Annotated in this window: 19 protein-coding genes; 15 read left to right on the top strand and 4 right to left on the bottom strand. The window is 45.7% G+C overall.

Annotation, left to right across the window (positions count from 1 at the left end; genetic code table 11):
* Both AB5642_RS13605 and AB5642_RS13600 read left to right on the top strand, forming a co-directional pair.
* Window positions 1–664: ABC transporter ATP-binding protein (locus AB5642_RS13605; RefSeq protein ID WP_368371691.1), on the top strand; the 664-nt coding region annotated here is incomplete at its 5' end.
* A gap of 11 nt (window positions 665–675) precedes the next feature.
* Window positions 676–1,110 carry a hypothetical protein gene (locus AB5642_RS13600; RefSeq protein ID WP_173718255.1) on the top strand — a complete coding sequence of 145 codons (435 nt, stop codon included), beginning with the start codon at window positions 676–678 and terminating at the stop codon, window positions 1,108–1,110.
* A 239-nt stretch (window positions 1,111–1,349) separates the two neighbouring features.
* On the opposite strand, the gene AB5642_RS13595 is transcribed toward AB5642_RS13600, so the two are convergent.
* Window positions 1,350–1,865, bottom strand: coding sequence for a VanZ family protein (locus AB5642_RS13595; RefSeq protein WP_118579198.1), 516 nt, complete (start codon window positions 1,863–1,865; stop codon window positions 1,350–1,352).
* 251 nt (window positions 1,866–2,116) lie between these two features.
* Here AB5642_RS13595 and thyA point away from each other — a divergent pair, with 251 nt between their 5' ends.
* Complete coding sequence (gene thyA / locus AB5642_RS13590; RefSeq protein WP_118579195.1) at window positions 2,117–2,965, top strand: thymidylate synthase; 849 nt, start codon at window positions 2,117–2,119, stop codon at window positions 2,963–2,965.
* On the opposite strand, the gene AB5642_RS13585 is transcribed toward thyA, so the two are convergent.
* Entirely contained in the window at window positions 2,940–3,083 is a 144-nt protein-coding gene (locus tag AB5642_RS13585) for a DUF6783 domain-containing protein (protein ID WP_368371693.1), read from the bottom strand. The genes thyA and AB5642_RS13585 overlap by 26 nt on opposite strands.
* Between AB5642_RS13585 and AB5642_RS13580 the strand changes: the two genes are divergently transcribed.
* Both AB5642_RS13580 and AB5642_RS13575 read left to right on the top strand, forming a co-directional pair.
* Entirely contained in the window at window positions 3,048–3,164 is a 117-nt protein-coding gene (locus tag AB5642_RS13580; protein WP_368371692.1) for a DUF6783 domain-containing protein, read from the top strand. The two genes, AB5642_RS13585 and AB5642_RS13580, sit on opposite strands and share 36 nt — an antisense overlap.
* Window positions 3,142–3,633 carry a dihydrofolate reductase gene (locus tag AB5642_RS13575; RefSeq protein WP_173718256.1) on the top strand — a complete coding sequence of 164 codons (492 nt, stop codon included), beginning with the start codon at window positions 3,142–3,144 and terminating at the stop codon, window positions 3,631–3,633. The genes AB5642_RS13580 and AB5642_RS13575 overlap by 23 nt, the downstream gene beginning before the upstream one ends.
* Window positions 3,634–3,752: 119 nt before the next feature.
* Here the strand turns inward: AB5642_RS13575 and AB5642_RS13570 are convergent, their stop codons facing one another.
* The gene (locus AB5642_RS13570) at window positions 3,753–4,778 is read right to left on the bottom strand and encodes a branched-chain amino acid aminotransferase (RefSeq protein WP_148462786.1); all 1,026 of its coding nucleotides are present in this window, start codon (window positions 4,776–4,778) and stop codon (window positions 3,753–3,755) included.
* A 243-nt stretch (window positions 4,779–5,021) separates the two neighbouring features.
* Between AB5642_RS13570 and AB5642_RS13565 the strand changes: the two genes are divergently transcribed.
* From AB5642_RS13565 to AB5642_RS13535, 7 genes are all read left to right on the top strand, one after another.
* The gene (locus AB5642_RS13565) at window positions 5,022–6,488 is read left to right on the top strand and encodes a 5-bromo-4-chloroindolyl phosphate hydrolysis family protein (protein ID WP_173718257.1); all 1,467 of its coding nucleotides are present in this window, start codon (window positions 5,022–5,024) and stop codon (window positions 6,486–6,488) included.
* 132 nt (window positions 6,489–6,620) lie between these two features.
* Entirely contained in the window at window positions 6,621–7,772 is a 1,152-nt protein-coding gene (locus AB5642_RS13560) for a toxic anion resistance protein (RefSeq protein ID WP_173772145.1), read from the top strand.
* A 215-nt stretch (window positions 7,773–7,987) separates the two neighbouring features.
* The gene (gene ispG / locus AB5642_RS13555) at window positions 7,988–9,058 is read left to right on the top strand and encodes a flavodoxin-dependent (E)-4-hydroxy-3-methylbut-2-enyl-diphosphate synthase (protein ID WP_173772143.1); all 1,071 of its coding nucleotides are present in this window, start codon (window positions 7,988–7,990) and stop codon (window positions 9,056–9,058) included.
* A 21-nt stretch (window positions 9,059–9,079) separates the two neighbouring features.
* Complete coding sequence (locus AB5642_RS13550; RefSeq protein WP_148462782.1) at window positions 9,080–13,591, top strand: PolC-type DNA polymerase III; 4,512 nt, start codon at window positions 9,080–9,082, stop codon at window positions 13,589–13,591.
* Window positions 13,592–13,612: 21 nt separating this feature from the next.
* Complete coding sequence (locus AB5642_RS13545) at window positions 13,613–15,589, top strand: fructose-1,6-bisphosphatase (protein WP_334285856.1); 1,977 nt, start codon at window positions 13,613–13,615, stop codon at window positions 15,587–15,589.
* 15 nt (window positions 15,590–15,604) lie between these two features.
* Window positions 15,605–17,020, top strand: a complete 1,416-nt coding sequence (locus AB5642_RS13540; protein WP_148462780.1) for an amidophosphoribosyltransferase — start codon at window positions 15,605–15,607, stop codon at window positions 17,018–17,020.
* Between the two features lie 17 nt (window positions 17,021–17,037).
* On the top strand, window positions 17,038–17,973 hold the full coding sequence (locus AB5642_RS13535) for a YARHG domain-containing protein (protein ID WP_226837704.1): 936 nt from the start codon (window positions 17,038–17,040) through the stop codon (window positions 17,971–17,973).
* A 122-nt stretch (window positions 17,974–18,095) separates the two neighbouring features.
* Here the strand turns inward: AB5642_RS13535 and AB5642_RS13530 are convergent, their stop codons facing one another.
* Entirely contained in the window at window positions 18,096–18,308 is a 213-nt protein-coding gene (locus AB5642_RS13530; protein WP_118579180.1) for a helix-turn-helix domain-containing protein, read from the bottom strand.
* A 204-nt stretch (window positions 18,309–18,512) separates the two neighbouring features.
* Here AB5642_RS13530 and AB5642_RS13525 point away from each other — a divergent pair, with 204 nt between their 5' ends.
* From AB5642_RS13525 to topA, 3 genes are read left to right on the top strand one after another with little or no spacing between them, the layout of a single operon-like run.
* Window positions 18,513–20,108, top strand: a complete 1,596-nt coding sequence (locus AB5642_RS13525) for a YifB family Mg chelatase-like AAA ATPase (protein WP_306467761.1) — start codon at window positions 18,513–18,515, stop codon at window positions 20,106–20,108.
* 42 nt (window positions 20,109–20,150) lie between these two features.
* Window positions 20,151–21,035 carry a DNA-processing protein DprA gene (dprA, locus tag AB5642_RS13520; RefSeq protein ID WP_118579174.1) on the top strand — a complete coding sequence of 295 codons (885 nt, stop codon included), beginning with the start codon at window positions 20,151–20,153 and terminating at the stop codon, window positions 21,033–21,035.
* A 42-nt stretch (window positions 21,036–21,077) separates the two neighbouring features.
* Window positions 21,078–23,156, top strand: coding sequence for a type I DNA topoisomerase (topA, locus tag AB5642_RS13515; protein ID WP_173716433.1), 2,079 nt, complete (start codon window positions 21,078–21,080; stop codon window positions 23,154–23,156).
* Window positions 23,157–23,294: the final 138 nt, after the last annotated feature.

The following is a 23,294-nucleotide window of genomic DNA, read 5'->3' as shown; positions in this document are numbered from 1 at the left end:
TTCCATTGACGTAAAACCTGGACAGAGGATCGCCATCGTCGGACCTACCGGATGCGGTAAGACCACTATGATCAACCTTCTTATGAGATTCTATGATGTAGATAAGGGACAGATTAAGGTAAGCGGTTATCCGGTAAGAGAGCTGACAAGAGACAGCCTGAGACGAAACTTTGGTATGGTGCTTCAGGAGACCTGGCTGAAGGCAGGAACCATCCGCGAGAACATTGCCTATGGAAAGCCGGATGCGACTTTGGAAAAGGTTATGGAGGCAGCTAAGCATGCACATGCCCACAGTTTTATCAAGCGTATGCCAAACGGCTATGATACCGTGATTTCAGAGGGAGGCGGAAATATTTCCCAGGGACAGAAGCAGCTTCTTTGCATTGCAAGGGTTATGCTGATGCACCCGGCTATGTTGATCCTGGATGAGGCCACTTCTTCCATTGATACCCGTACTGAGGTGAAGGTGCAGAAGGCTTTTGCAGAGTTGATGGAAGGAAGAACCAGCTTTATTGTAGCACATCGTCTTTCCACTATTCAGGAGGCAGATCTGATCCTGGTCATGAAGGACGGAAATATTATCGAGCAGGGCAGACATGAGGAATTGCTGGCGAAGAAGGGCTTCTATGCGAATCTGTATGAGAGTCAGTTTGCTATTTCATAAGGGGGATGAATATGGAAAATAAGAATCTGGAAGAGACTGATGTAAATGAGAAGCAGAAAGCCAGAAATGGGAAGTCTGCTATGCCTATGAGAACCTGCCTGGTTATGATTCTGGCAGGGGTTTATGTGGCTTATCTTGGTGTTTCACTTTGCCAGAATGTAATAAATGGTGCTGAGGGCAGCAGTCCTGGCTTTATGGTTGCGGGAGTGATTTTTATTGTGCTTGGCGTGGCTTTCGTGATCAATGGAATCCGCGGCAGCATAAAGGCTGGCAAGATTCAGAAGGAGTCGAATGCAGAAAGTGAAGCGCAGGCTTCTGAGACAGAAACTTCAAGGACAGTTGAATCTAAAATGGAAAGTACTTCATCCTTGAATAAGAAAATGTCTATTGCTGACCGCGCTAATCTGGTTAGCCAGTTAGGGGATGCGACAGAGGATGAAGAATAGAGAGTATTGTTTTTTGAAAAGAAATTGATATATTAGATAGTGTTAATATATGTATGAAAAATGAGTGGTGTAGTTATTTCGAGAACGATGTACTAGTTTGCAGACCGGGCGGTTACTTTTGCGTTTTATGATTATAACAGCACGAAATTACGAATACAATACTAAATATAAAAAAATAAACAGACTTCCGAATGAGTGATAATCAATCAGAAGTCTGTTTTTTTGTTGAAATACACGCTCTAGCGCCGTTTCCTGCGCCTGCGTTTCCCGCTTGGGTTATGTAGAGTGGACCAGCAGAATGCCTGCACCAACAGGATTCCCGCTGTGACTCCGATGCTGTCGATTCCCACATCACGTACAGAAGGTCCGCGGTCTGCCACAAAGGACTGGTGGTATTCATCAAAGCCTGCGAAGCCTACGCATATGGCGCCTGCCAGCAGGATCAGCCAGATACCTCTTACTCCGTAAACATAAAGTGGGAAAGAAATGGCAATGGCAAGCAGACAGTACTCTGTCATGTGAGCTGCTTTTCGCACATAAAATTCGATGGAGCTGGCAGAATAGGCGAGCTCGTCATAAGTTTTGTTTTCGTTGAGAACTTCATTCTTGGTTTCCACAATCTGGTAGCTGACTTCATAGCTTAGGGCTCCGGACACCTCCCCTGTCTGGGCTGAAAATGAATAGATCAGATACATCATCAGAATTGCAGGAAGAAAAGAAAGAGGTTTCAGTAAATGGATTAAAATTTTCTTCATGGGGTTTACTATAACACGGGAAAATAAGATTGTAAAGAAAAAGGTGATTTGACAAGGCTTTGAAAAAACAATAAAACCAGAGCAAGCAGAAGGGAGACAGGAGGGCAAAGAACTTGTTATTTACAGGAATCTATGCTAAAATTGTTGAAGTATGAAAAGCAGCGAGATACTTGGTGGGGAGAGACTCTGGCAGCCAGGTATCGTGTTGCTATAAAGAACGCACAATGGAGACCAGGAGGAAAAAGACAGGTATGAGTTTAGCTGATCATATTTTTATAGATATGTGTAAAGACGTAATTGAGAACGGAACCAGTACAGAAGGGGAGAAGGTCCGGCCAGTGTGGGAGGATGGCACTTCTGCTTATACGATCAAACGTTTTGGTGTTGTGAACCGTTATGATCTGAGAAAGGAATTTCCAGCGCTGACCCTTCGCAAGACCGCATTAAAGAGCGCTATGGATGAGATCCTCTGGATCTGGCAGAAGAAATCAAACAACATTCATGACCTTCACAGCCATATCTGGGATAGCTGGGCTGACGAGAATGGCTCCATTGGAAAAGCGTATGGTTATCAGCTGGGTGTGAAGCATCAGTACAAAGAAGGCATGATGGATCAGGTAGACCGTGTTCTTTATGATCTGAAGAATAATCCATACAGCCGTCGTATTATGACCAATATTTATGTGCATGAAGATCTTCATGAGATGAATCTTTACCCATGTGCTTACTCTATGACCTTCAATGTAACAAAGGAGCCTGGAAAGGACAAGCTGACTTTAAATGCCATTTTGAACCAGCGCTCCCAGGATATCCTGGCTGCAAATAACTGGAATGTATGCCAGTACTCCCTTCTTCTTATGATGATCGCACAATGCTGTGACATGGAAGCCGGTGAGCTGGTACATGTGATCGCGGATTGTCATATTTATGACAGACATGTTCCGGTTATCAAGGAGCTGATTTCCAGGACACCTTATCCGGCACCGACTGTGAAACTGAATCCGAATGTGAAGAATTTCTATGATTTTACCACGGATGATCTGATCGTGGAGAATTATCAGACCTGGCCTCAGATTAAAAATATTCCGATTGCCATTTAAACATGGAGTAAATGAGAAAGGGTTCCAATGCCGCATGCGTTTCAGATATGGTGAGGCTGCTGTAGCGGGCTACGGCAACCGAATTCGGGTGAAATCTCCCGCAAAGTGGGGCGTGCAGATTGCGAGAATGATTTTTAGACATGCTCTAGGAGTTCGTATAAAGGAGATTATAAGAAATGAAAATAATAGTAGCTGCTGACAAAAACTGGGGAATTGGAAAAGACAATAAGCTTCTTGTAAGCATTCCGGCGGATATGAAAATGTTTCGTCAGGAGACCACTGGCAAGGTTTGTGTTATGGGAAGAAAGACCCTGGAGAGTTTCCCAGGAGGGCTTCCTCTTAAAAACCGCATAAACATCGTTCTTACCAGAAATGAGAATTACAAGGTGAAAGATGCCATAATCGTTCATTCTATTGAAGAGCTTATGGAAGAATTGAAAAAGTATCCGGCAGAAGATGTATACTGCATCGGCGGCGACACTATCTATAAGCAGCTTCTTCCTTATTGCGATGCTGCTCAGGTGACCAAGATTGATTTTGCTTATATTGCAGACAGTTATTTTCCGAATCTGGATGAAGATCCACAGTGGCATGTGGCAGCAGAGAGTGAAGAGCAGACATATTTTGATCTGGAATATAAGTTTGTGAGATATGAGAGAAATAAATAAGCGGGAAAATATAATGTGTTTTTAAAAAAATCAGTTCTGCCATCACGACAGAACTGATTTTTGTTATATGCTGTGTAGAGTGTGTTTGAAAAAATACGAAAAATGGGAAGCTTAAGAAATTACTCAATAACCTTCAGCCATCCCTCTGGAGCCTGGATGCGTCCCATCTGGATTCCGGTAAGGGTTTCATACAGCTTCTTGGTGATCGGTCCCATCTCGTTCATGCCGCTTGGGAAGCAAATCTCTTTGCCGTGGTCCACGATCTTTCCAACAGGAGAGATAACAGCAGCAGTACCGCAAAGACCGCACTCTGCGAAATCCTTCACTTCGTCGAAGTATACTTCTCTTTCCTCAGCCTCAAGTCCAAGGTACTCTTTCGCAACGTAGATCAGAGAACGACGTGTGATGGATGGAAGGATACTGTCAGACTTCGGAGTAACAACCTTGCCGTCTTTTGTTACGAATAAGAAGTTTGCTCCGCCTGTCTCCTCAACCTTGGTACGAGTTTTGGAATCAAGATACATGTTCTCATCGAATCCGTTCTTATGAGCGTCAACGATCGCATGAAGGCTCATTGCGTAGTTAAGACCAGCTTTGATATGACCGGTACCATTTGGTGCAGCACGGTCAAAGTCGCTGACACGGATTGTGATCGGCTTAGCGCCGCCTTTGAAGTATGGTCCGACAGGTGTGGTGAATACACGGAACTGATACTCGCTGGCAGGTTTTACACCGATAACAGCGTCGCTTCCGAACATGTACGGACGTACATATAAAGTAGCACCAGAACCATATGGCGGAACATATGCTGCATTTGCTTTAATTGTCTGAACAACTGCGTCAACAAAACGGTCTTTCGGGAATACAGGCATTTCCAGTCTTGCGGCGGAATGCTCCATACGCTCACCGTTCAGGTCAGGACGGAAAGTAACGATATGTCCGTCTTCTGTAGTATATGCTTTCATACCCTCAAAAACAGTCTGTGCATACTGAAGGACACCTGCACACTCACTGATGGTAACCATATCATCTGTGGTAAGGCCTCCCTCATCCCACTTGCCGTCTTTATAATTGGATACATAACGGTAGTCTGTTTTTACATAACCAAAGCCCAGGTTTCCCCAGTCAATGTTCTTTTTTTCCATAACAATTTCCTCCTAGCGTGGTTTTTGGGGGGAGATTCTTATTGTGAATCCCCAATGTTTTTACTATTGTAAAACTTTTACGTGTGAAATTCAATGGGAAAAGCAGATTTTTTAAGTGATTTTCCTGTGAAAAAGGTTACAAAAAGTATAATGTGTTTATATTTTATGGTGTCTTGTTTTTTGAGGGGGATTTTTGTATAATGATAAAACAAGCGTTGTGAAATAAAATATCCGGAGGAAAAGATGGGATATAACGAATTTGATGAACTTGGAGATAAGATCCAGAGCATCATTGACAGTGCAGTAAATGAAAAAAATTACCAGAAACTGAGCCAGAGTATTAATCAGGCGCTGAATAAGGCTATTGATAATGGGAGTGATGCCCTTCGGGATGCGCTTAATAATACTGTGGGCAGTGGGAAATATACCAATTACCGCAGCGGCAGTTCTTATGATTACAGAGAGAATCGGTCCTGGGATTTTCAGAAGGATGGAAAGAAAAACCGGAGTACCGGGGAGGATCATGGAACTGGTTATCAAGGATATGCCGATGCGAAAGGGAATGATTCGCGTAATGGAAATTTCCAGAGAAATGGTACAGGCAGGCAGGATACCAATCACCAGAATTCGGATCTGGCATTGTATTTACCGACGAATGGAATCAAGGTCGGGGGAATTCTGAAGACAGTGTTTGGTGGGATTCTTACTGGAGTATTTGGAATTGCTACAATGGTAGTTGGTGGAATTGGAGCTGGCTTTAGCAGCAGTGTAATGCTTGGAATTTCGGCAGTGCTGGCGGCATTTACGGTCGGCGGAGGTATTCTTCTTGGACAGGGCTGCAGCAGTCTTACCAGTTTAAGCCGCCGAAACAAGTATATCAAGGCTCTTGGCACTCACACCTACTGCAATTTCCAGCAGCTGGCACAGGCAGTCGGCAAGCCGGTGAAATTTGTAAAAAAAGATATCAAACGTATGATAAGCAAAGGCTGGTTCCTTCAGGGACATGTTGATAAACAGGAAACCTGCCTGATCACAAGTAATGAGACTTACGACCAATATGTAAGCACTCAGAAGCGGCTGGAAGAAAGAGATCATCAGCAGGATGAAGAGCGTGCACGCCAGGAGGCAGCGCTTCGTCAGCAGGCAGAGGAAAAAGAAAGGCAGAAATTTAACCAGCATGAACAGGCAGATGCCCGGGCGTGTGTGGAAGCAGAACGGGATGCTGCGGAAAGAATCAGACTTTCCCCGGAAGTCCGGCAGGTTCTGGATAAGGGAAATGACTTTCTTGATAAAATCCACCGCAGCAATGATGCCATTCCAGGAGAAGAGATTTCCAGAAAAATCTCCCGTATGGAGCTGATCATAGCGAAGATTTTTGAACGCGCCAAGGCTCATCCGGAGATTATTCCGGATTTGAACCGCCTTATGGATTATTATCTTCCTATGACTGTGAAGCTTTTGAATGCATATGAAGAAATGGACAGCCAGCCGGTTCAGGGAGAGAATATTACTTCTTCCAAGAAAGAAATCGAAGAGACTATTGATACGTTGAATGTGGCTTTTGAGAAGCTTCTGGATTCCATATTTGAAGACACGGCTATGGATGTATCCAGTGATATTTCTGTTCTGAATACAGTTTTGGCACAGGAAGGGCTGACTGAGGACGAGCTTACCCGTATGAGAAAAGAGGCTGAAAAAAACAGGCTCTAGCAGTGTGCGGAATGTTAAGTATATGAAAAGATAAGATTTGCAGCGGGGTTAGAGCGTGTTATAAAAATAACGAAAATGCCAAACTGAAGGCTGCTGATAAATATGGGCAGACCTATACACAAGGAGGATGCTATGGGAAACGAATTTACAGGTTTTGAAGATAACGCACCTACACTTACATTAGAACCGGATTTGGGAGAGTCAAAGGCAGAGATTGCAGCAGAGCCGGAAGCCGAAGCTGTGAAAAAGGAAATGGAACAGACCGTTCTCTCCCCGGAAGAACAGCAGATGGTAGACAGCTTTGCTAAGAAAATTGACATTGAGAATACCAGCCAGATCCTCCAGTACGGTGCCGGAACCCAGAAGAAAATGGCTGATTTTTCCGATGCAGCTCTTGAAAATGTACGGACACAGGATCTGGGTGAGGTTGGAGAGCTGATCACCCAGGTGGTAGGCGAGCTTCGCGATTTTGATGCTGCTGAGGAGGAGAAAGGCTTTCTTGGCTTTTTCAAGAAACAGGGCAGCAAGATTGAAAATATGAAGAACCGCTACGCCAAGGCTGAGGTAAATGTGCAGAAGATCACTACCTCCCTTCAGGATCACCAGATGCGTCTCATGAAGGATTCCGCAGTTCTGGAAAAAATGTATGCTCAGAACCTGAACTATTATAAAGAACTGACCATGTACATCCTTGCAGGAAAACAGAAGCTGCAGGAAGTACGGGAGGGAAAATTAAAAGATCTGGAGGCAAAAGCAGCAGTCAGCGGACTTCCGGAGGATGCGCAGGAAGCCAAGGATCTGGACAGCAAGTGCAATCGTTTCGAGAAGAAGCTGCATGATCTGGAACTGACCAGAACCATTTCCCTGCAGACAGCACCGCAGATTCGTCTGGTGCAGAACAATGACACCCTTATGGTAGAAAAAATCCAGACAACCATTGTAAATACCATTCCACTTTGGAAGAGCCAGATGGTACTGGCACTTGGAATCGCCCATTCCACAGAAGCAGCCCAGGCCCAGCGCCAGGTAACAGACCTGACAAATGAGCTTTTGAAGAAAAATGCGGAGGCACTTCACCTTGCATCCACAGAGACTGCCAGGGAATCTGAGCGCGGAATCGTGGATATTGAGACTCTGAAGCAGACCAATCAGGAGCTGATCGCTACTTTGGATGATGTCATGAATATTCAGAAAGAGGGCCGCGCCAAGAGAGCCCAGGCAGAACTGGAAATGCGCAAGATGGAAGAAGACTTGAAGAATAAATTGTTGGAAATCCAGCATTAAATTGCAAAGAAAACAGGCTCTGGAGCCTGTTTGAAAATACTTGCAGAATGCTGTGAAAATAACTGTACAGCAGGGGTGTCAGAGACATCCCTTTTGTGCCTTTTTGCATAGAAAAGTTTGATAAGCGCCTGCGGTGTAAAAGTGAACCGCAAAGAATGCTATCAGTGAACAGTAACCAAAGAATACCATGTTCATAATATATGGAGGAATTTCGTATGTACAGAGACCATACCAAAGTAATTCAGATAGGAAATAAGAAGATTGGAGGCGGAAATCCCATCCTGATCCAGTCTATGACCAATACAAAAACAGAGGATGTGCAGGCAACCGTAGAGCAGATCCTTGCCCTGGAGGCTGCTGGCTGCGACATTATCCGCTGTGCAGTGCCGACCATGGAAGCGGCAAAGGCTCTGAAAGAGATCAAAAAACAAATTCACATTCCGCTGGTAGCAGATATTCATTTTGATTATCGTCTTGCGATTGCGGCCATGGAGAACGGTGCCGACAAGATCCGTATCAATCCCGGAAATATTGGAAGCACAGAGCGTATCAAGGCAGTTGTAGATGTGGCGAAGGAGCGGAATATTCCCATCCGTGTTGGGGTAAACAGCGGTTCTCTTGAGAAAGAACTGGTGGAGAAATATCACGGTGTTACCGCAGAAGGTCTGGTAGAAAGCGCCCTTAACAAGGTGCACATTATTGAAGAGCTTGGCTACGACAATCTGGTGATCAGCATCAAATCTTCTAATGTTATGATGTGCGCCAGGGCTCACGAACTGATTGCGGAACAGACCAGTTATCCTCTCCATGTGGGAATTACAGAGGCAGGAACCCTTTATTCTGGAAATATCAAATCTGCCATAGGGCTTGGTATTATTTTATACCAGGGAATCGGTGACACGATCCGCGTCTCCCTGACTGGTGCCCCTCTGGAAGAGATAAAATCTGCCAGACGTATCCTAAAAACCCTTGGACTTCGCAAAGGCGGCGTGGAAGTAGTATCCTGTCCAACCTGCGGGCGCACCCAGATCGATCTGATCGGTCTTGCAAATAAAGTAGAAACTATGGTGCAGGATATCCCTCTTGACATTAAAGTAGCTGTTATGGGCTGTGTGGTAAATGGCCCGGGAGAAGCGAAAGAAGCCGATATCGGAATTGCAGGCGGCGTAGGTGTAGGTCTTCTGATCAAAGGCGGTGAGATTGTGAAGAAAGTGCCGGAAGACCAGCTGCTGGATACCTTGAGAGAAGAATTGATGAACTGGGATAGCAATAAGACACAGAAATGACAGAAGGTGTATATTCTATAAATGGAAAAAGAATTTTTTGACGTATTTCCAAACTTAAAATTAAAACAGGAATTAAGTGAACTTCTGGAAGAGGTGATCGTCACCAAGGTTGCCTGCAACTCTGCCAAAACTTGTGTCCGGGTTTACTTGAAAAGCGACCGCTGGATCCATAAAAAGCATATTTTCAGCCTGGAAGAGCAGATTCAGAGACAGTGCTTTCCTGGTCTTGAAGTGAGTGTGAAGGTAATCGAGAAGTTCCATCTGTCCAGACAGTACACGCCAAAGAATTTCCTGGATACCTACCGCTCCAGCATGGAACTGGAGCTTCGCAATTACAACATGCTGGAATACAATCTGTTCAAGCAGGCACAGATCACATTTCCAGAAGATGACTGCCTGAATATGGCACTTCCGGATTCTGTGATTTCCAGACAGAAAAGTGAGATACTTATTGAATATCTTCACAAAGTATTCTGCGAGCGTTGCGGAATGGACCTGAAAGTTTCTCTGGATTATGTGCAGACGGAGGAGAGCAGGTACCGCAAAAATGCAGCTATCCAGATCCGTCAGGAAGTAGCTAATGTGCTGAAGCATGCCAGACTTTCCACAGAAGAAGAGAGCGCAGCACCAGCTCCTGCAGCTGAGGAAAAAACAGGAAAAGAGGCCGCAGCCGGCAAGACATCCGCTGCCAGGTCGGAGAAGAAAGCAGAGGCAGCCAGTGAAAAGAAGCCTTTCGAGAAAAAGCCATTCGAAAAGAAAGGCAAATGGGGCGATTTCCGTGGTGGCTTCCGCAAGGATCCAAATCCGGACGTTATTTATGGAAGGGATTTCGAGGACGAGCCTATTCCATTGGAAAATATTGTGCAGGAAATGGGAGAGGTTATCATCCGCTGCCAGGTTATGGATGTGGAAGCGAGAGAAATCCGAAATGAGAAGACCATACTGATTTTCCCGGTTACGGATTTCACAGACTCCATCACAGTAAAAATGTTCCTGCGCAACGAGCAGGTGCCGGAGATCAAAGAGCATGTGAAAAAAGGTGCCTTCCTGAAAATCAAAGGCGTTACTTCTATTGACCGTTTCGATGGTGAGCTTACCATAGGCTCCATCTCCGGAATTAAGAAAATCTCCGATTTCCGCAGTTACAGAGTGGACACCAGCCCTCAGAAGCGTGTGGAACTTCACTGTCATACGAAAATGAGCGATATGGATGGTGTAACCGAGGCAAAAGCGCTGGTAAAACGTGCCTACGAGTGGGGGCATCCTGCCATTGCCATCACAGATCATGGTGTGGTGCAGGCTTTCCCGGAGGCAAACCATTGCTTTGATGCGTGGGGAGGCTGCGTGCCAAAGGATTCTGATTTTAAGGTGCTTTACGGTATGGAGGCCTATCTGGTAGACGACTTAAAGGGTATGGTCACCAACCCGAAAAAACAGTCCCTGGACGGCAGATTCGTGGTTTTCGACATTGAGACCACAGGATTTTCCCCCCTTACCTGTAAGATCATTGAAATTGGTGCTGTATTGGTGGAAAATGGAAAGATCACAGATCGTTTTTCCACATTTGTCAATCCTCAGGTTCCAATTCCATTTCGAATTGAGCAGCTGACCAGTATTAATGACAGCATGGTTATGGATGCCCATCCAATTGAAGAAATTTTACCGGAATTCCTGAAATTTTGTGAAGGAGCTACAATGGTAGCCCACAACGCAGATTTCGATATGAGTTTTATTATAGAGAATTGTAACCGCATGGGAATTCCAAATGATTTCACCTATGTGGATACGGTAGGTATGGCACGATTCCTGCTGCCTGCGCTGAACCGTTTTAAGTTGGATACCGTTGCCAAGGCAGTTGGCGTTTCCCTGGATCATCACCATCGTGCGGTTGATGACGCAGAGTGTACGGCCCGTATTTTCGAGAAATTCGTGGGAATGTGCAGGGAAAGAGATATTACGGATGTAGACAAGCTGAATGAGCAGGGAAAAGTTTCCCCGGACACCATTAAGAAACTGCCCACTTACCATGCCGTTATTTTCATGCGGAATGAGACCGGCCGTATCAATCTGTACAAGCTGGTAAGCCAGTCCCATATCAAGTACTTTAACCACAGACCCCGTGTGCCAAAGAGCCTGTTTGAGGCACATCGGGAGGGACTTCTTATTGGAAGTGCCTGCGAGGCTGGTGAGCTTTACCAGGCTCTTTTGCGCAATGCACCGGAGCAGGAAATCGCAAGGCTGGTAAGCTTTTATGATTATCTGGAAATCCAGCCCCTTGGGAACAATATGTTCATGGTGGAGGATGAAAAGAATGATACGATTCATTCGAAAGAGGATCTGATTGAGATCAACAAAAAAATTGTAAAGCTTGGTGAACAGTTTAACAAGCCGGTTGTTGCTACCTGTGACGTTCACTTTATGGATCCCCAGGATGAAATCTACCGTCGTATTATCATGGCTGGAAGCGGCTTCAAGGATGCCGACAATCAGGCACCTCTTTATCTTCGCACTACTGAGGAAATGCTGGAGGAGTTTTCCTATCTGGGAAGCGAGAAGGCAGAGGAAGTGGTAATTACAAATACAGTGAAGATTGCGGATATGATAGAGAAAATGTCACCGATCCATCCGGATAAATATCCGCCGGTTATTGAGAATTCTGACCAGGACTTAAAGGATATGTGTTTCCAGAAAGCCCATGAAATGTATGGTGAAGTGCTTCCCAAGATCGTAGAAGACCGTCTGGACAAAGAGCTGAATTCCATTATTTCCAATGGATATGCGGTGATGTATATTATTGCCCAGAAGCTGGTGTGGAAGTCCAATGCAGATGGTTATCTGGTGGGCTCCCGAGGGTCTGTAGGTTCTTCCCTGGCGGCTACCATGTCTGGTATTACAGAGGTAAATCCTCTGCCACCCCATTATCTGTGCCCAAATCCGGAGTGTAAGTACAGTGACTTTGATTCTCCGGAGATCAAGGCTTTTTCCGGTATGGCGGGATGCGATATGCCAGACAGGATCTGTCCAAAGTGCGGCACCAGGATGACCAAACAGGGCTTTGACATTCCCTTTGAGACCTTCCTTGGATTCAAAGGAGATAAGGAGCCTGATATTGACCTGAACTTCTCAGGAGAGTATCAGTCCAATGCCCATCATTATACAGAGGTTATATTCGGAAAAGGTCAGACCTTCAAGGCGGGAACCATCGGTACCCTTGCGGATAAAACCGCATTCGGATATGTAAAGAACTATTTTGAAGAGCGGGGACAGCACAAGCGTTCCTGCGAGATCAACCGTATTGTACAGGGGTGTACCGGTATCCGGCGAAGCACCGGACAGCATCCTGGCGGAATTATTGTACTCCCAATGGGAGAGGAAATAGAGAAATTTACCCCGGTCCAGTACCCGGCGAACGATTCCAGCAGTGGATTTATCACCACCCATTTTGACTACCATTCCATTGATGGAAACCTGCTGAAGCTGGATATTCTGGGACACGATGATCCCACCATGATCCGTACCCTTGAGGATATGACAGACCTGAATGCAAGAGAGGTTCCTCTTGATGACAAGGCGGTTATGTCACTTTTTGCCAGTACAGAAGCTCTTGGAATTGATCCGAAGGATATCGGCGGCTGCAAGCTTGGCTGTCTGGGAATTCCAGAATTTGGTACTGATTTCGCCATGCAGATGCTTGTGGATACCAAGCCGAAATATTTTTCTGATCTGGTCCGTATTGCCGGACTTTCCCACGGTACGGATGTATGGCTGGGAAATGCGCAGACACTGATCGAAGAGGGAAAAGCTACTATTTCCACGGCAATCTGTACCCGAGATGATATTATGATCTACCTGATCGGTCAGGGTGTGGAAAGTGGTCTTGCCTTTACTATTATGGAGAGCGTCCGTAAAGGAAAAGGTCTCCGGGATGAGTGGATCACCACTATGAAAGAACACGGCGTTCCGGACTGGTACATCTGGTCCTGCAAAAAAATCAAATACATGTTCCCGAAAGCCCATGCGGCAGCTTACGTTATGATGGCATACAGAATCGCCTGGTTCAAGGTATTCCAGCCGCTGGCTTATTACGGTGCATATTTCAGTATCCGTGCCACAGCTTTTTCCTATGAACTGATGTGTATGGGAAAAGAAAAGCTGGAGTTTTATATGGCAGAGATACGCAAGAAAGGGGACGCTGCATCCAAAAAAGAGCAGGATACCCTGAAAGATATGCGTATTGTCCAGGAAATGTATGCAAGAGGTTATGATTTTATGCCCATTGATATTTACCGGGCGAAGGCACATCGTTTCCAGATCATAGAAGGAAAACTGATGCCGTCCATTGATTCTATAGAAGGTCTTGGAGATAAGGCGGCAGATGCTGTAGTGGATGCTGCTGTACAGGGAAGATTTCTTTCCAAGGATGATTTCCGTGACAGGACCAAGGTCAGCAAGACCGTAATTGATCTGATGGATAAACTTGGATTATTTGGAGATATTCCACAGTCCAATCAGATTTCATTGTTTGATTTCTAACGCTGGTTAAATAAGAGTAATATGAATTTAGGAGGTTCCATGAAAACAGAAGAACTGCGCTACCTACAACGTCTGGCGGAGCTCTACCCCACTATCGGGAAGGCTTCTACAGAGATCATCAACCTTCAGTCCATTCTCAATCTTCCAAAAGGCACCGAGCATTTTCTTTCCGATATCCACGGAGAGTACGAAGCTTTTTCCCATGTGCTTCGAAACGGTTCGGGAGCTGTGCGAAAGAAGATAGATGATGTATTTGGACATACCTTAAGCAACAGTGACAAGCGTTCCCTGGCAACTCTCGTGTATTACCCGAAGGAAAAAATTGCCTATGTGAAGAAAAAAGAGTCTGATATGCAGAACTGGTACAAGATCACCCTGTACCGTCTTATTGAAGTGTGCAAGACAACTGCCTCCAAATATACCAGATCCAAGGTTCGTAAGGCATTGCCTTCGGATTATGCATATGTGATCGAAGAGCTGATCACGGAGAAAGCAGAAGTTCTGGATAAAGAGGCTTATTACGATTCCATTGTGGATACCATTATAGATATCGGCAGGGCAGAGAACTTCATTATCGCTCTTGCTGAACTGATCCAGAGACTGGTTGTAGACCACCTTCATGTGCTTGGAGATATATATGACAGAGGTCCCGGTCCTCATTTTATTATGGACAGACTGATGGATTATCATTCTCTGGATATTCAGTGGGGAAACCATGATGTGGTATGGATGGGCGCCGCTGTAGGACAGGCTGCCTGTATGGCCACAGTGATCCGTAACAGTATCCGTTACGGCAATCTGGATATTCTGGAGGATGGTTATGGAATCAATATGATGCCTCTTGCTGCTTTTGCCATGGAGGTTTACGGGGATGATCCCTGCCAGGTATTTGAAGTACATGGCAATCCTTCCAATTACAATGCTCTTGAGAAAGAGCTGAGCAGGAAAATGCACAAAGCCATTTCCATTATCCAGTTTAAGCTGGAAGGGGTACTGGCGAAAGAACATCCGGATTTTCATATGGAGAATCGATGCGTTCTGGAGGGGATTGATCCGGAGAAGGGCACTGTGCAGCTGCCGGATGGAAGTGTGCATAATCTTCTGGACACCCATTTTCCAACCATTGACTGGGAACATCCTTATGAGCTGACAGATGGGGAAAAAGAAGTAGTGGAGCGCCTGAGCTCAGCATTTCGAAACTGCGAGAAGCTTCAGAACCACATGCAGCTGCTTCTGGATAAAGGCGGCCTTTATAAGACCTATAACGGGAACCTTCTTTTCCATGGAAGTATTCCGCTGAACGAAGATGGAACTCTGAAAGAGGTTGAGATTTACGGTGAGACTTGTAAAGGCAAGGCACTTTATGATAAACTGGAAGCCTACGTAAGAAAAGCTTTTTTTACCGTAGATGAGAAGGAGAAGAAAGCAAGCCAGGATATTCTGTGGTATATCTGGGCCGGGCCTAATTCTCCCCTTTATGGAAAAGATAAAATGACTACCTTCGAGCGTTATTTTATCGCAGATAAAGAGACACACAAAGAGAAAAAGAATGCCTACTATCACCTCTGGGAAAAAGAAGAGGTAGTAAATCGTATGCTGGAAGAATTCGGGCTGGATCCGGATGAGGGGCATATTATCAATGGTCACGTGCCTGTTCATCAGCTGGAGGGAGAGAATCCGGTGAAATGTGATGGCAAGGTGATCGTAATTGACGGTGGTTTTTGTGAGGCATACCGGAATGTGACCGGTATTGCCGGATATACTCTTGTTTACAGTTCCTATGGTCTGAGCCTGACTGCCCATGAGCCTTTTACTTCGGCGGAAGATGCAGTGGAAACAGAGAGGGACATTGTGTCCAACCGTGTGGCTGTCCGCTATAATCCAAGGCGTGCCCTTGTGGGAGATACGGATAACGGTAAGGCACTGAAAGAACGAATTCAGGAGCTGAAACAGCTTTTGGATGCCTACAGAAAAGGCGTTATAAAGGAGAAAAAATAAGGAGACTAAGGAAAAATGGGTGGAATTTTTGGTGTTGCGTCAAAGTCTGATTGTGTAATGGATCTTTTTTTTGGAATTGATTATCACTCCCATCTGGGTACAAGAAGGGGCGGAATGACCGTTTATAGCAGGAGCAGTGGATTTAACCGCGTGATCCATAATATTGAGAACTCACCGTTCCGTACCAAATTTGACAAGGATGTGGCAGAGATGGAAGGCAATCTTGGAATAGGCTGTATTTCTGACAATGAACCGCAGCCTCTTCTGGTGCGTTCCCATCTGGGAAATTTTGCAATTACAACAGTAGGCAAGATCAATAATATAGAAGCTTTGGTAGAGAAATGCTTCAAAGACGGGCATACCCATTTTCTGGAGATGAGCGGTGGCAGTGTGAATCCTACAGAGGTAACGGCAGCGCTGATCAATCAGAAGGACAGTATTGTTGAGGGAATCCGCTATGCACAGGAGATGATCGAGGGCTCTATGACCCTTCTTCTTATGACAGGGGAGGGCATTTACGCAGCACGCGACCGTTATGGAAGAACTCCTCTTGTAATCGGCAAGAAGGAAGATGCATGCTGTGCTTCTTTTGAAAGTCATGCCTACATTAATCTTGGCTATGAAGACCTGAAAGAGCTGGGACCTGGAGAGATTGATTTTATTACCCCGGAGGGAGCCCAGGTTCTGCAGAAGCCAGGAGACAAGATGCGAATCTGTTCTTTCCTCTGGGTATATTATGGATATCCAACCTCCACTTATGAGGGGGTAAATGTAGAGGAAATGCGTTACAAATGCGGCGATATTCTGGCAGGAAGAGATGCCGGAGAAGTGAATCCGGATCTGGTTGCAGGAGTACCGGATTCCGGTATTGCACATGCCATCGGCTATGCTAACCGCTCTGGTGTGCCGTTTGCCCGTCCGTTTATTAAATATACGCCCACATGGCCAAGATCTTTTATGCCGACTCAGCAGAGCCAGCGAAATCTTATCGCCAGAATGAAACTGATCCCAGTACATAAACTGATCAAAGATAAAAGCCTCCTTATGATTGACGACTCTATCGTAAGAGGTACCCAGCTTCGTGAGACAACAGAATTCCTCTATAACAATGGTGCTAAGGAGGTTCATATCAGACCTGCCTGCCCGCCGCTTTTATATGGATGTAAGTACCTGAATTTCTCACGCTCTAAGTCAGAGATGGATCTGATCACAAGAAGGATCATTGCGAAACGTGAAGGGGACAATGTATCAGACAGGATTTTGCAGGATTATGCAAATCCGGATTCTACAAACTACAAAGAAATGCTGGAAGAAATCCGCAAGGAACTGAATTTTACATCCCTGAAATATCATCGTCTGGATGATCTGAAGAAGTCAATTGATATTGAACCGTGCAAGCTTTGCACTTATTGCTGGAACGGACAGGAATAAACAGGAGGTGACTGCCTGTGAAAAAGCACAACAAAGATGTACTAAAAGCAACGCTGTTTGCCTTGATCGCCATATTTATCATGATTGGAGCAGCGGGGCTTCTGTTTGCCGAACATAAGAAAAAGATTCAGAAGGAGCAGCAGAAGAAGGCTGCTATTGAGGCTCTGGAAAGGGTGCCCACAGTGACACCGACTCCAGCGGCTACAGCCACGCCCACACCGGAGCCTACGGCCACAGTGACACCGACTCCTGTGATCACCCGGGCACCGGCGTTCGTGGCAAATGATTATATGGGAACCTGGTACAGTAAGGATGGACTGGTGACACTGTCTATAGACGACCTTACCCTGAAGTCTGTTACTTTTACTTTTTCTCAGGCTGGTGACAATGCCGGCACTAAGGTTTCGGAAGCTTCGGACACTGCAAAAGTGGCTGGAAATGCAGCAAAGCTTTCCTTTACAGATTCCTGGGGAAACCAGGTGCGTGGAAATATGACCTTTGATCAGGGCAGACTTTATCTGCGCCTAAATACAGCTTCCCCTGCAGAGGGTGCCGGGGTGACACCAAAGGTAGATGGGGTCCTTACAAGGGAGAAAGCCGCTTCAGTGACACAGGCACCTTCCGTGACTCCGGCTGATAATACAGATAAAACGGATCTCTCTTCCCGGGATTATATATTCCCGGACAGCAACAGCCGATATCTTACAGATGAGGATTTGTCGGGCTATTCATCTGACCAGCTGGAACTGGCGAAAAATGAGATTTACGCCCGACATGGCAGGAAATTTGTGACACAGAGAATTGCGGATTATTTTAACAGCAAATCCTGGTATAAGGGAACTGTGGAGCCGGAGACCTTTGATGCAGATACTTCTGTATTTAATGAATATGAAGTCGCAAATATTCAGAAAATTGCAGATACGGAAGGGAAGCTTCGAAGTGAAGGAAAGTAACTGATATATGAAAAAAACTTTACGGAATGTTACGCGTGAATGGTAATAACTTTATTTATGGTATACAAAATGAGGGGGAAATCGCATCCCCCTCATTTTGTACCTGCTGAGTACCTTTACAATTACGGCATTTTTTTATTATCAGTACGGCCAACCAGATAGTCAATGCTGGTTTCATAATAATTTGCAAGGCGGATCAGCATTTCGATTGGAATGTTCCTGGAGCCAGTTTCGTAGTGGGAGTAGGAACGCTGGCTGATGTGAAGGATATCACTGATCTGCTTCTGGGACAGATCAGCGTCTGTCCGAAGGTCTTGAATTCTCTGAAATTTCATAGGTTCACCTCTTTTTCTTCTGTAGAGTCTGCAGGGACCAAATGTAACGAACAACGAAAAACGTCTGGCCCCGAATCCTTTCAGAAAGTATAAATCAGAACGAAATGCACTATTGCAATTCAGAGCAAAATGGGCTATAATGAATTTTGTATATCTTTTAATCATATCTTTTTTACTTTTATTCTTTTTTATTCCAGAGACACATTGAAATGGCAGAGCAGGTTCGCATATGGGGAAGAACTGTATCTGCAGAAAGGGATAAGATTGTTTGCAAGTGTTTTATCAGCGGCGATTTCAGGAATGGAAGTCTGCCCGGTTCAGGTGGAAGCTGATGTAAGCAGCGGTCTGCCTTGTTTTACTATGGTTGGATTTCCAAGCACCCAGGTGAAAGAAGCACAGGACAGAGTGCGCACAGCGTTAAAAAATAATGGGATCAGTCTGCCGCCTAAGAAGGTGACTGTGAATCTGGCACCTGCTGATCTGCGAAAAGAGGGGGCCGGTTTTGACCTGCCTGTGGCAGCAGCGGTGCTGGCAGCATCGGGATTTATAGAACCACAGCTTCTTCGGAATGTAATGGTGGTTGGTGAACTCAGTCTGAATGGGGAGGTAAGAAGTGTATCCGGAGTGCTGCCAAGAGTGATCCGGGCAAGGGAACTGGGATGCCGGTACTGTATCATTCCGTTTGAAAACCTGGCAGAAGGAGCTCTGGTGAAGGATATGAAAGTGGTCGGAGTTCAAAATATAAAAGAAGTTTTGAAGCTTGTCTCAGATCCGGATGCATTTGGAAAAGAAAATCAGTTTTCAGAGGTAAATTCAGAAGAGAACCAGGTAGAAGAGAGTCTGGTGGATTTCGGGGAAATCTGTGGTCAGGAGAGTGCCAGAAGAGCTGCTGAGATTGCAGTCAGCGGATTTCACAACATCCTGTTTATCGGCCCTCCGGGCACTGGGAAGACCATGCTTGCCAAAAGAATACCTACGATTATGCCCTCTCTTACTTTTGAGGAAAGCCTGGAGCTTACAAAAATCTACAGCATTGCCGGACTTTTAAGTCCAAAGAGACCATTAATTAAGGCAAGACCCTTTCGAAGTCCGCATCATACCAGTTCGTCTGCAGCTCTGGCTGGAGGCGGAAGGATCCCGGGTCCCGGTGAAGTGACCCTGGCTCACAGAGGCGTTCTGTTTCTGGATGAAATGCCGGAATTTGCAAGAGGCAGCCTGGAAGTGCTGCGACAGCCCCTGGAGGACAAGCAGATCCAGCTGTCAAGGGCAAGTGGAACGTACGTGTTTCCGGCGGGATTTATTCTGGTAGCAGCCATGAACCCCTGTCCCTGCGGCTATTATCCGGATATGAACAAATGCAGGTGCACACCTGGCGAGGTGAGTCATTATCTTCATAAGCTGAGCCAGCCCCTTCTGGAGCGGATCGATCTATGTGCGGATGTGCCGCCTGTTAATTTTTCCCAGATCTCAGAAGAAAAACCGGGAGAAAGTTCTGCCCTTATCCGGAAAAGAGTGGAAAAAGCCAGAAAAATACAGCAGAAACGCTACCAGAATGAGAAAATCTGTTTTAACGGTGAACTGTCCGGGAAGCAGATCCGGAAATACTGTGTGCTGACAGAAAATGCTCTTCAGGTGGCAAAAAATGCTTTTGAGCTTATGGAACTTAGTGCAAGATCCTATCACCGGATTTTGAAGGTTTCACGCACGATTGCGGATATGGAAGGGGAGGAACTGATACACACAAGACATGTTGCAGAAGCCCTTACTTACAAAGCATTTGATAAGAAGTACAGAAGCTGAATGAATTTATTCATAAAACCGCACACAGGGAGGTATTTTAGTATGGAAGCAATGCAGAAAATCAAATGTTTAACTATAGAGGATTCCAATTTTCCAGATCGTTTGAGAAAACTTTCCGGAATGCCCAAAAAACTGTACTACATCGGAAACCTGCCAGATCCGAAGAAGCCTGCTGCAGCAGTGGTAGGTGCTCGCATGTGCAGTCCTTATGGCAGATGTCAGGCATTTAAATATGCAAGAACCATGGCAAGCTACGGTGTGCAGATCATCAGTGGAATGGCAAGAGGGATTGATGCAGAGGGGCATAAAGGTGCACTGGATACGGACACTCCTACTTTTGCAGTACTGGGAAGCGGAGTGGACGTGTGTTATCCCAATTCTAACAGATGGCTTTATCAGCGGATTCTGGAAAAAGGCGGTGGGATCATCAGCGAGCTTCCCCCGGGCTCTCCGCCTGTGAACTGGGCGTTCCCGGCAAGAAACCGGATCATCAGCGGACTTTCCGATGCTGTTCTTGTGGTAGAAGCCAAGGAACAGAGTGGTTCTTTGATCACTGCAAACTTTGCCCTGGAACATGGACACAGTGTTTATGCCCTTCCGGGAGCTGTGACAGAGGAACTGAGCAGAGGCTGCAACAAACTGATCTTCGATGGTGCAGGAATCGCTTACAGCCCGGAAATCATGCTTATGGAATGGGGAATCGAGGCAAAAAACAGACCTCAAAATGTGGAAAAAAAGAAGTTGGGGCTTGCACCGGATTTGGATTTGGTGTATAGTGGTCTCGATTTACGACCTGAAAATCTGGATAATTTAATACGGAAAACCGGTTTTTCAGCATCAAAAGTCTGTGCTCTTCTGACAGAACTTCAGCTAATGGGGCTTGTGGGAGAGACAGGCAGACAATACTACAGAATATCAGGGGGATAATTTGTAGTGTATGTAGACTGAATACAAAGTAGGAGAGGTAGTATGGCTAAATATCTGGTGATAGTTGAGTCACCTGCAAAAGTAAAGACAATAAAGAAATTTCTTGGGGCAAATTATGAGGTAGAGGCATCTAATGGACATGTCCGTGATTTTCCCAAGAGTCAGTTTGGAATAGATGTGGAGAATGATTTCGAGCCGAAATATATAACCATCCGCGGTAAGGGGGAATTGCTTGCCAAACTTCGCAAGGCAGCCAAAAAAGCTGATAAGATTTATCTTGCCACTGACCCTGACCGTGAAGGAGAAGCAATTTCCTGGCACTTGATGCAGGCTCTGAAAGAAGATCCGGATAAAATGCACCGAATCACTTTCAACGAGATCACAAAGACTGCTGTAAAGGATTCCCTGAAGCATGCACGAGGTCTGAATATGAATCTTGTAGATGCACAGCAGGCGAGAAGAATGCTGGACCGTATGGTGGGTTATACCATCAGTCCGCTTCTCTGGGCGAAAGTAAAGAGAGGCTTAAGTGCTGGCCGTGTGCAGTCTGTTGCACTTCGCATCATTTGTGACAGGGAGGAGGAGATTAATTCTTTTATCCCGGAAGAATACTGGAGCCTGAATGGTGAATTCCTTGTGGATGGCGAGAAAAAGCCTCTGGAGGCTAAATTCTACGGAACAGACAAGAAGATGGATATCCACAATAAAGCTGAGATGGATGAGATTCTTAAGGTTCTTGAGAACGAAGAATTTGAGATCTCTGAGGTGAAAAAAGGCGAGAGAATCAAGAATGCTCCGCTTCCTTTTACTACCAGTACCCTGCAGCAGGAGGCATCCAAAACACTGAATTTTTCCACCCAGAAGACTATGCGTCTGGCACAGCAGCTTTATGAGGGTGTTGACATCAAGGGCAACGGTACTGTAGGTGTGATCACATACCTTCGTACTGATTCTGTACGTATTTCTGACGAGGCAGATGCGGCAGCAAGAAGCTACATCAGCAGCCAGTATGGAGAAGAATATGTGTCAGAAACTGCCAAGACAGTGAAGAAGGGACAGAAGATCCAGGATGCTCATGAGGCTATCCGCCCAACTGATATCAGCCGTACACCTGTACAGATAAAAGAATCCCTTACACGAGATCAGTTCCGATTGTATCAGCTGATCTGGAAGCGGTTTGCGGCCAGCCGTATGGCTCCTGCAAAGTATGAGACTACCTCTGTAAAAGTGGCTGGTGGAGATTATACGTTCACTGTGTCCGCTTCCAAGGTGGCATTTGACGGCTTCCTTTCGGTATATATGCAGGAAGAGGATATGAAGAAGGGAAATGTGTTAAGCCAGAGCCTGAGTAAAGGCATGAAGCTGAAGCTGAAAGAGTTAAAGCCGGAACAGCATTTTACCCAGCCGCCGGCACATTATACAGAGGCTTCCCTGGTAAAGACCATGGAGGAACTTGGAATCGGCCGTCCGAGTACTTATGCACCGACCATCACCACCATTATCAGCCGCCGTTATGTTTCAAAGGAGCAGCGTAACCTTTATGTGACAGAGTTGGGCGAGGTGGTAAACAGTATTATGAAACAGGCGTTCCCAAGCATTGTGGACGTGAATTTCACGGCTACCATGGAGGGACTTCTGGACTGTGTGGAGAATGGTACTGTACAGTGGAAGACAGTAGTCCGGAACTTCTATCCGGATCTGAAACATGATGTGGATGCTGCCCAGGAAGAGCTGGAGAAAGTAGACATCCATGATGAAGAGACCGATGTGATCTGTGATAACTGTGGTCGTCATATGGTGATTAAATATGGTCCTCACGGACGTTTCCTTGCATGCCCGGGATTTCCGGAATGCCGCAATACCAAGCCTTACTATGAAAAGATTGGTGTAGCCTGCCCGAAGTGTGGTAAGGAAGTGGTGCTTAAGAAGACGAAGAAAGGCCGTAAGTATTACGGCTGTGAAGATAATCCGGAATGTGACTTTATGTCATGGCAGAAGCCGTCGGATAAGAAATGTCCGGTGTGCGGAAGCTACATGGTGGAAAAAGGAAATAAACTGGTGTGCAGCCAGGAGACCTGTGGCTATGTAGAAGCCAGGCCGAAGGATGAAAAAGAAAATTAAGGTTGCTGTGAAGGGTGCGAGCAGTAACAAATTAAGGAATTTCCGGGGAAAATCCCCTGCAAGGCAGCTGTATTATGTTTTGCAGGGGATTTTTTAAATAAAAGCTCTATTACTTCCATTGTTTGATGAATAGTTTCA

Source organism: Ruminococcus sp. 1001136sp1_2201st1_G3_2201SCRN_220225 (genome assembly GCF_040924365.1).
Taxonomy (GTDB): Bacteria; Bacillota; Clostridia; order Lachnospirales; family Lachnospiraceae; genus Blautia_A; species Blautia_A faecis.
This window is presented reverse-complemented; position numbering and strand designations above follow the sequence as displayed.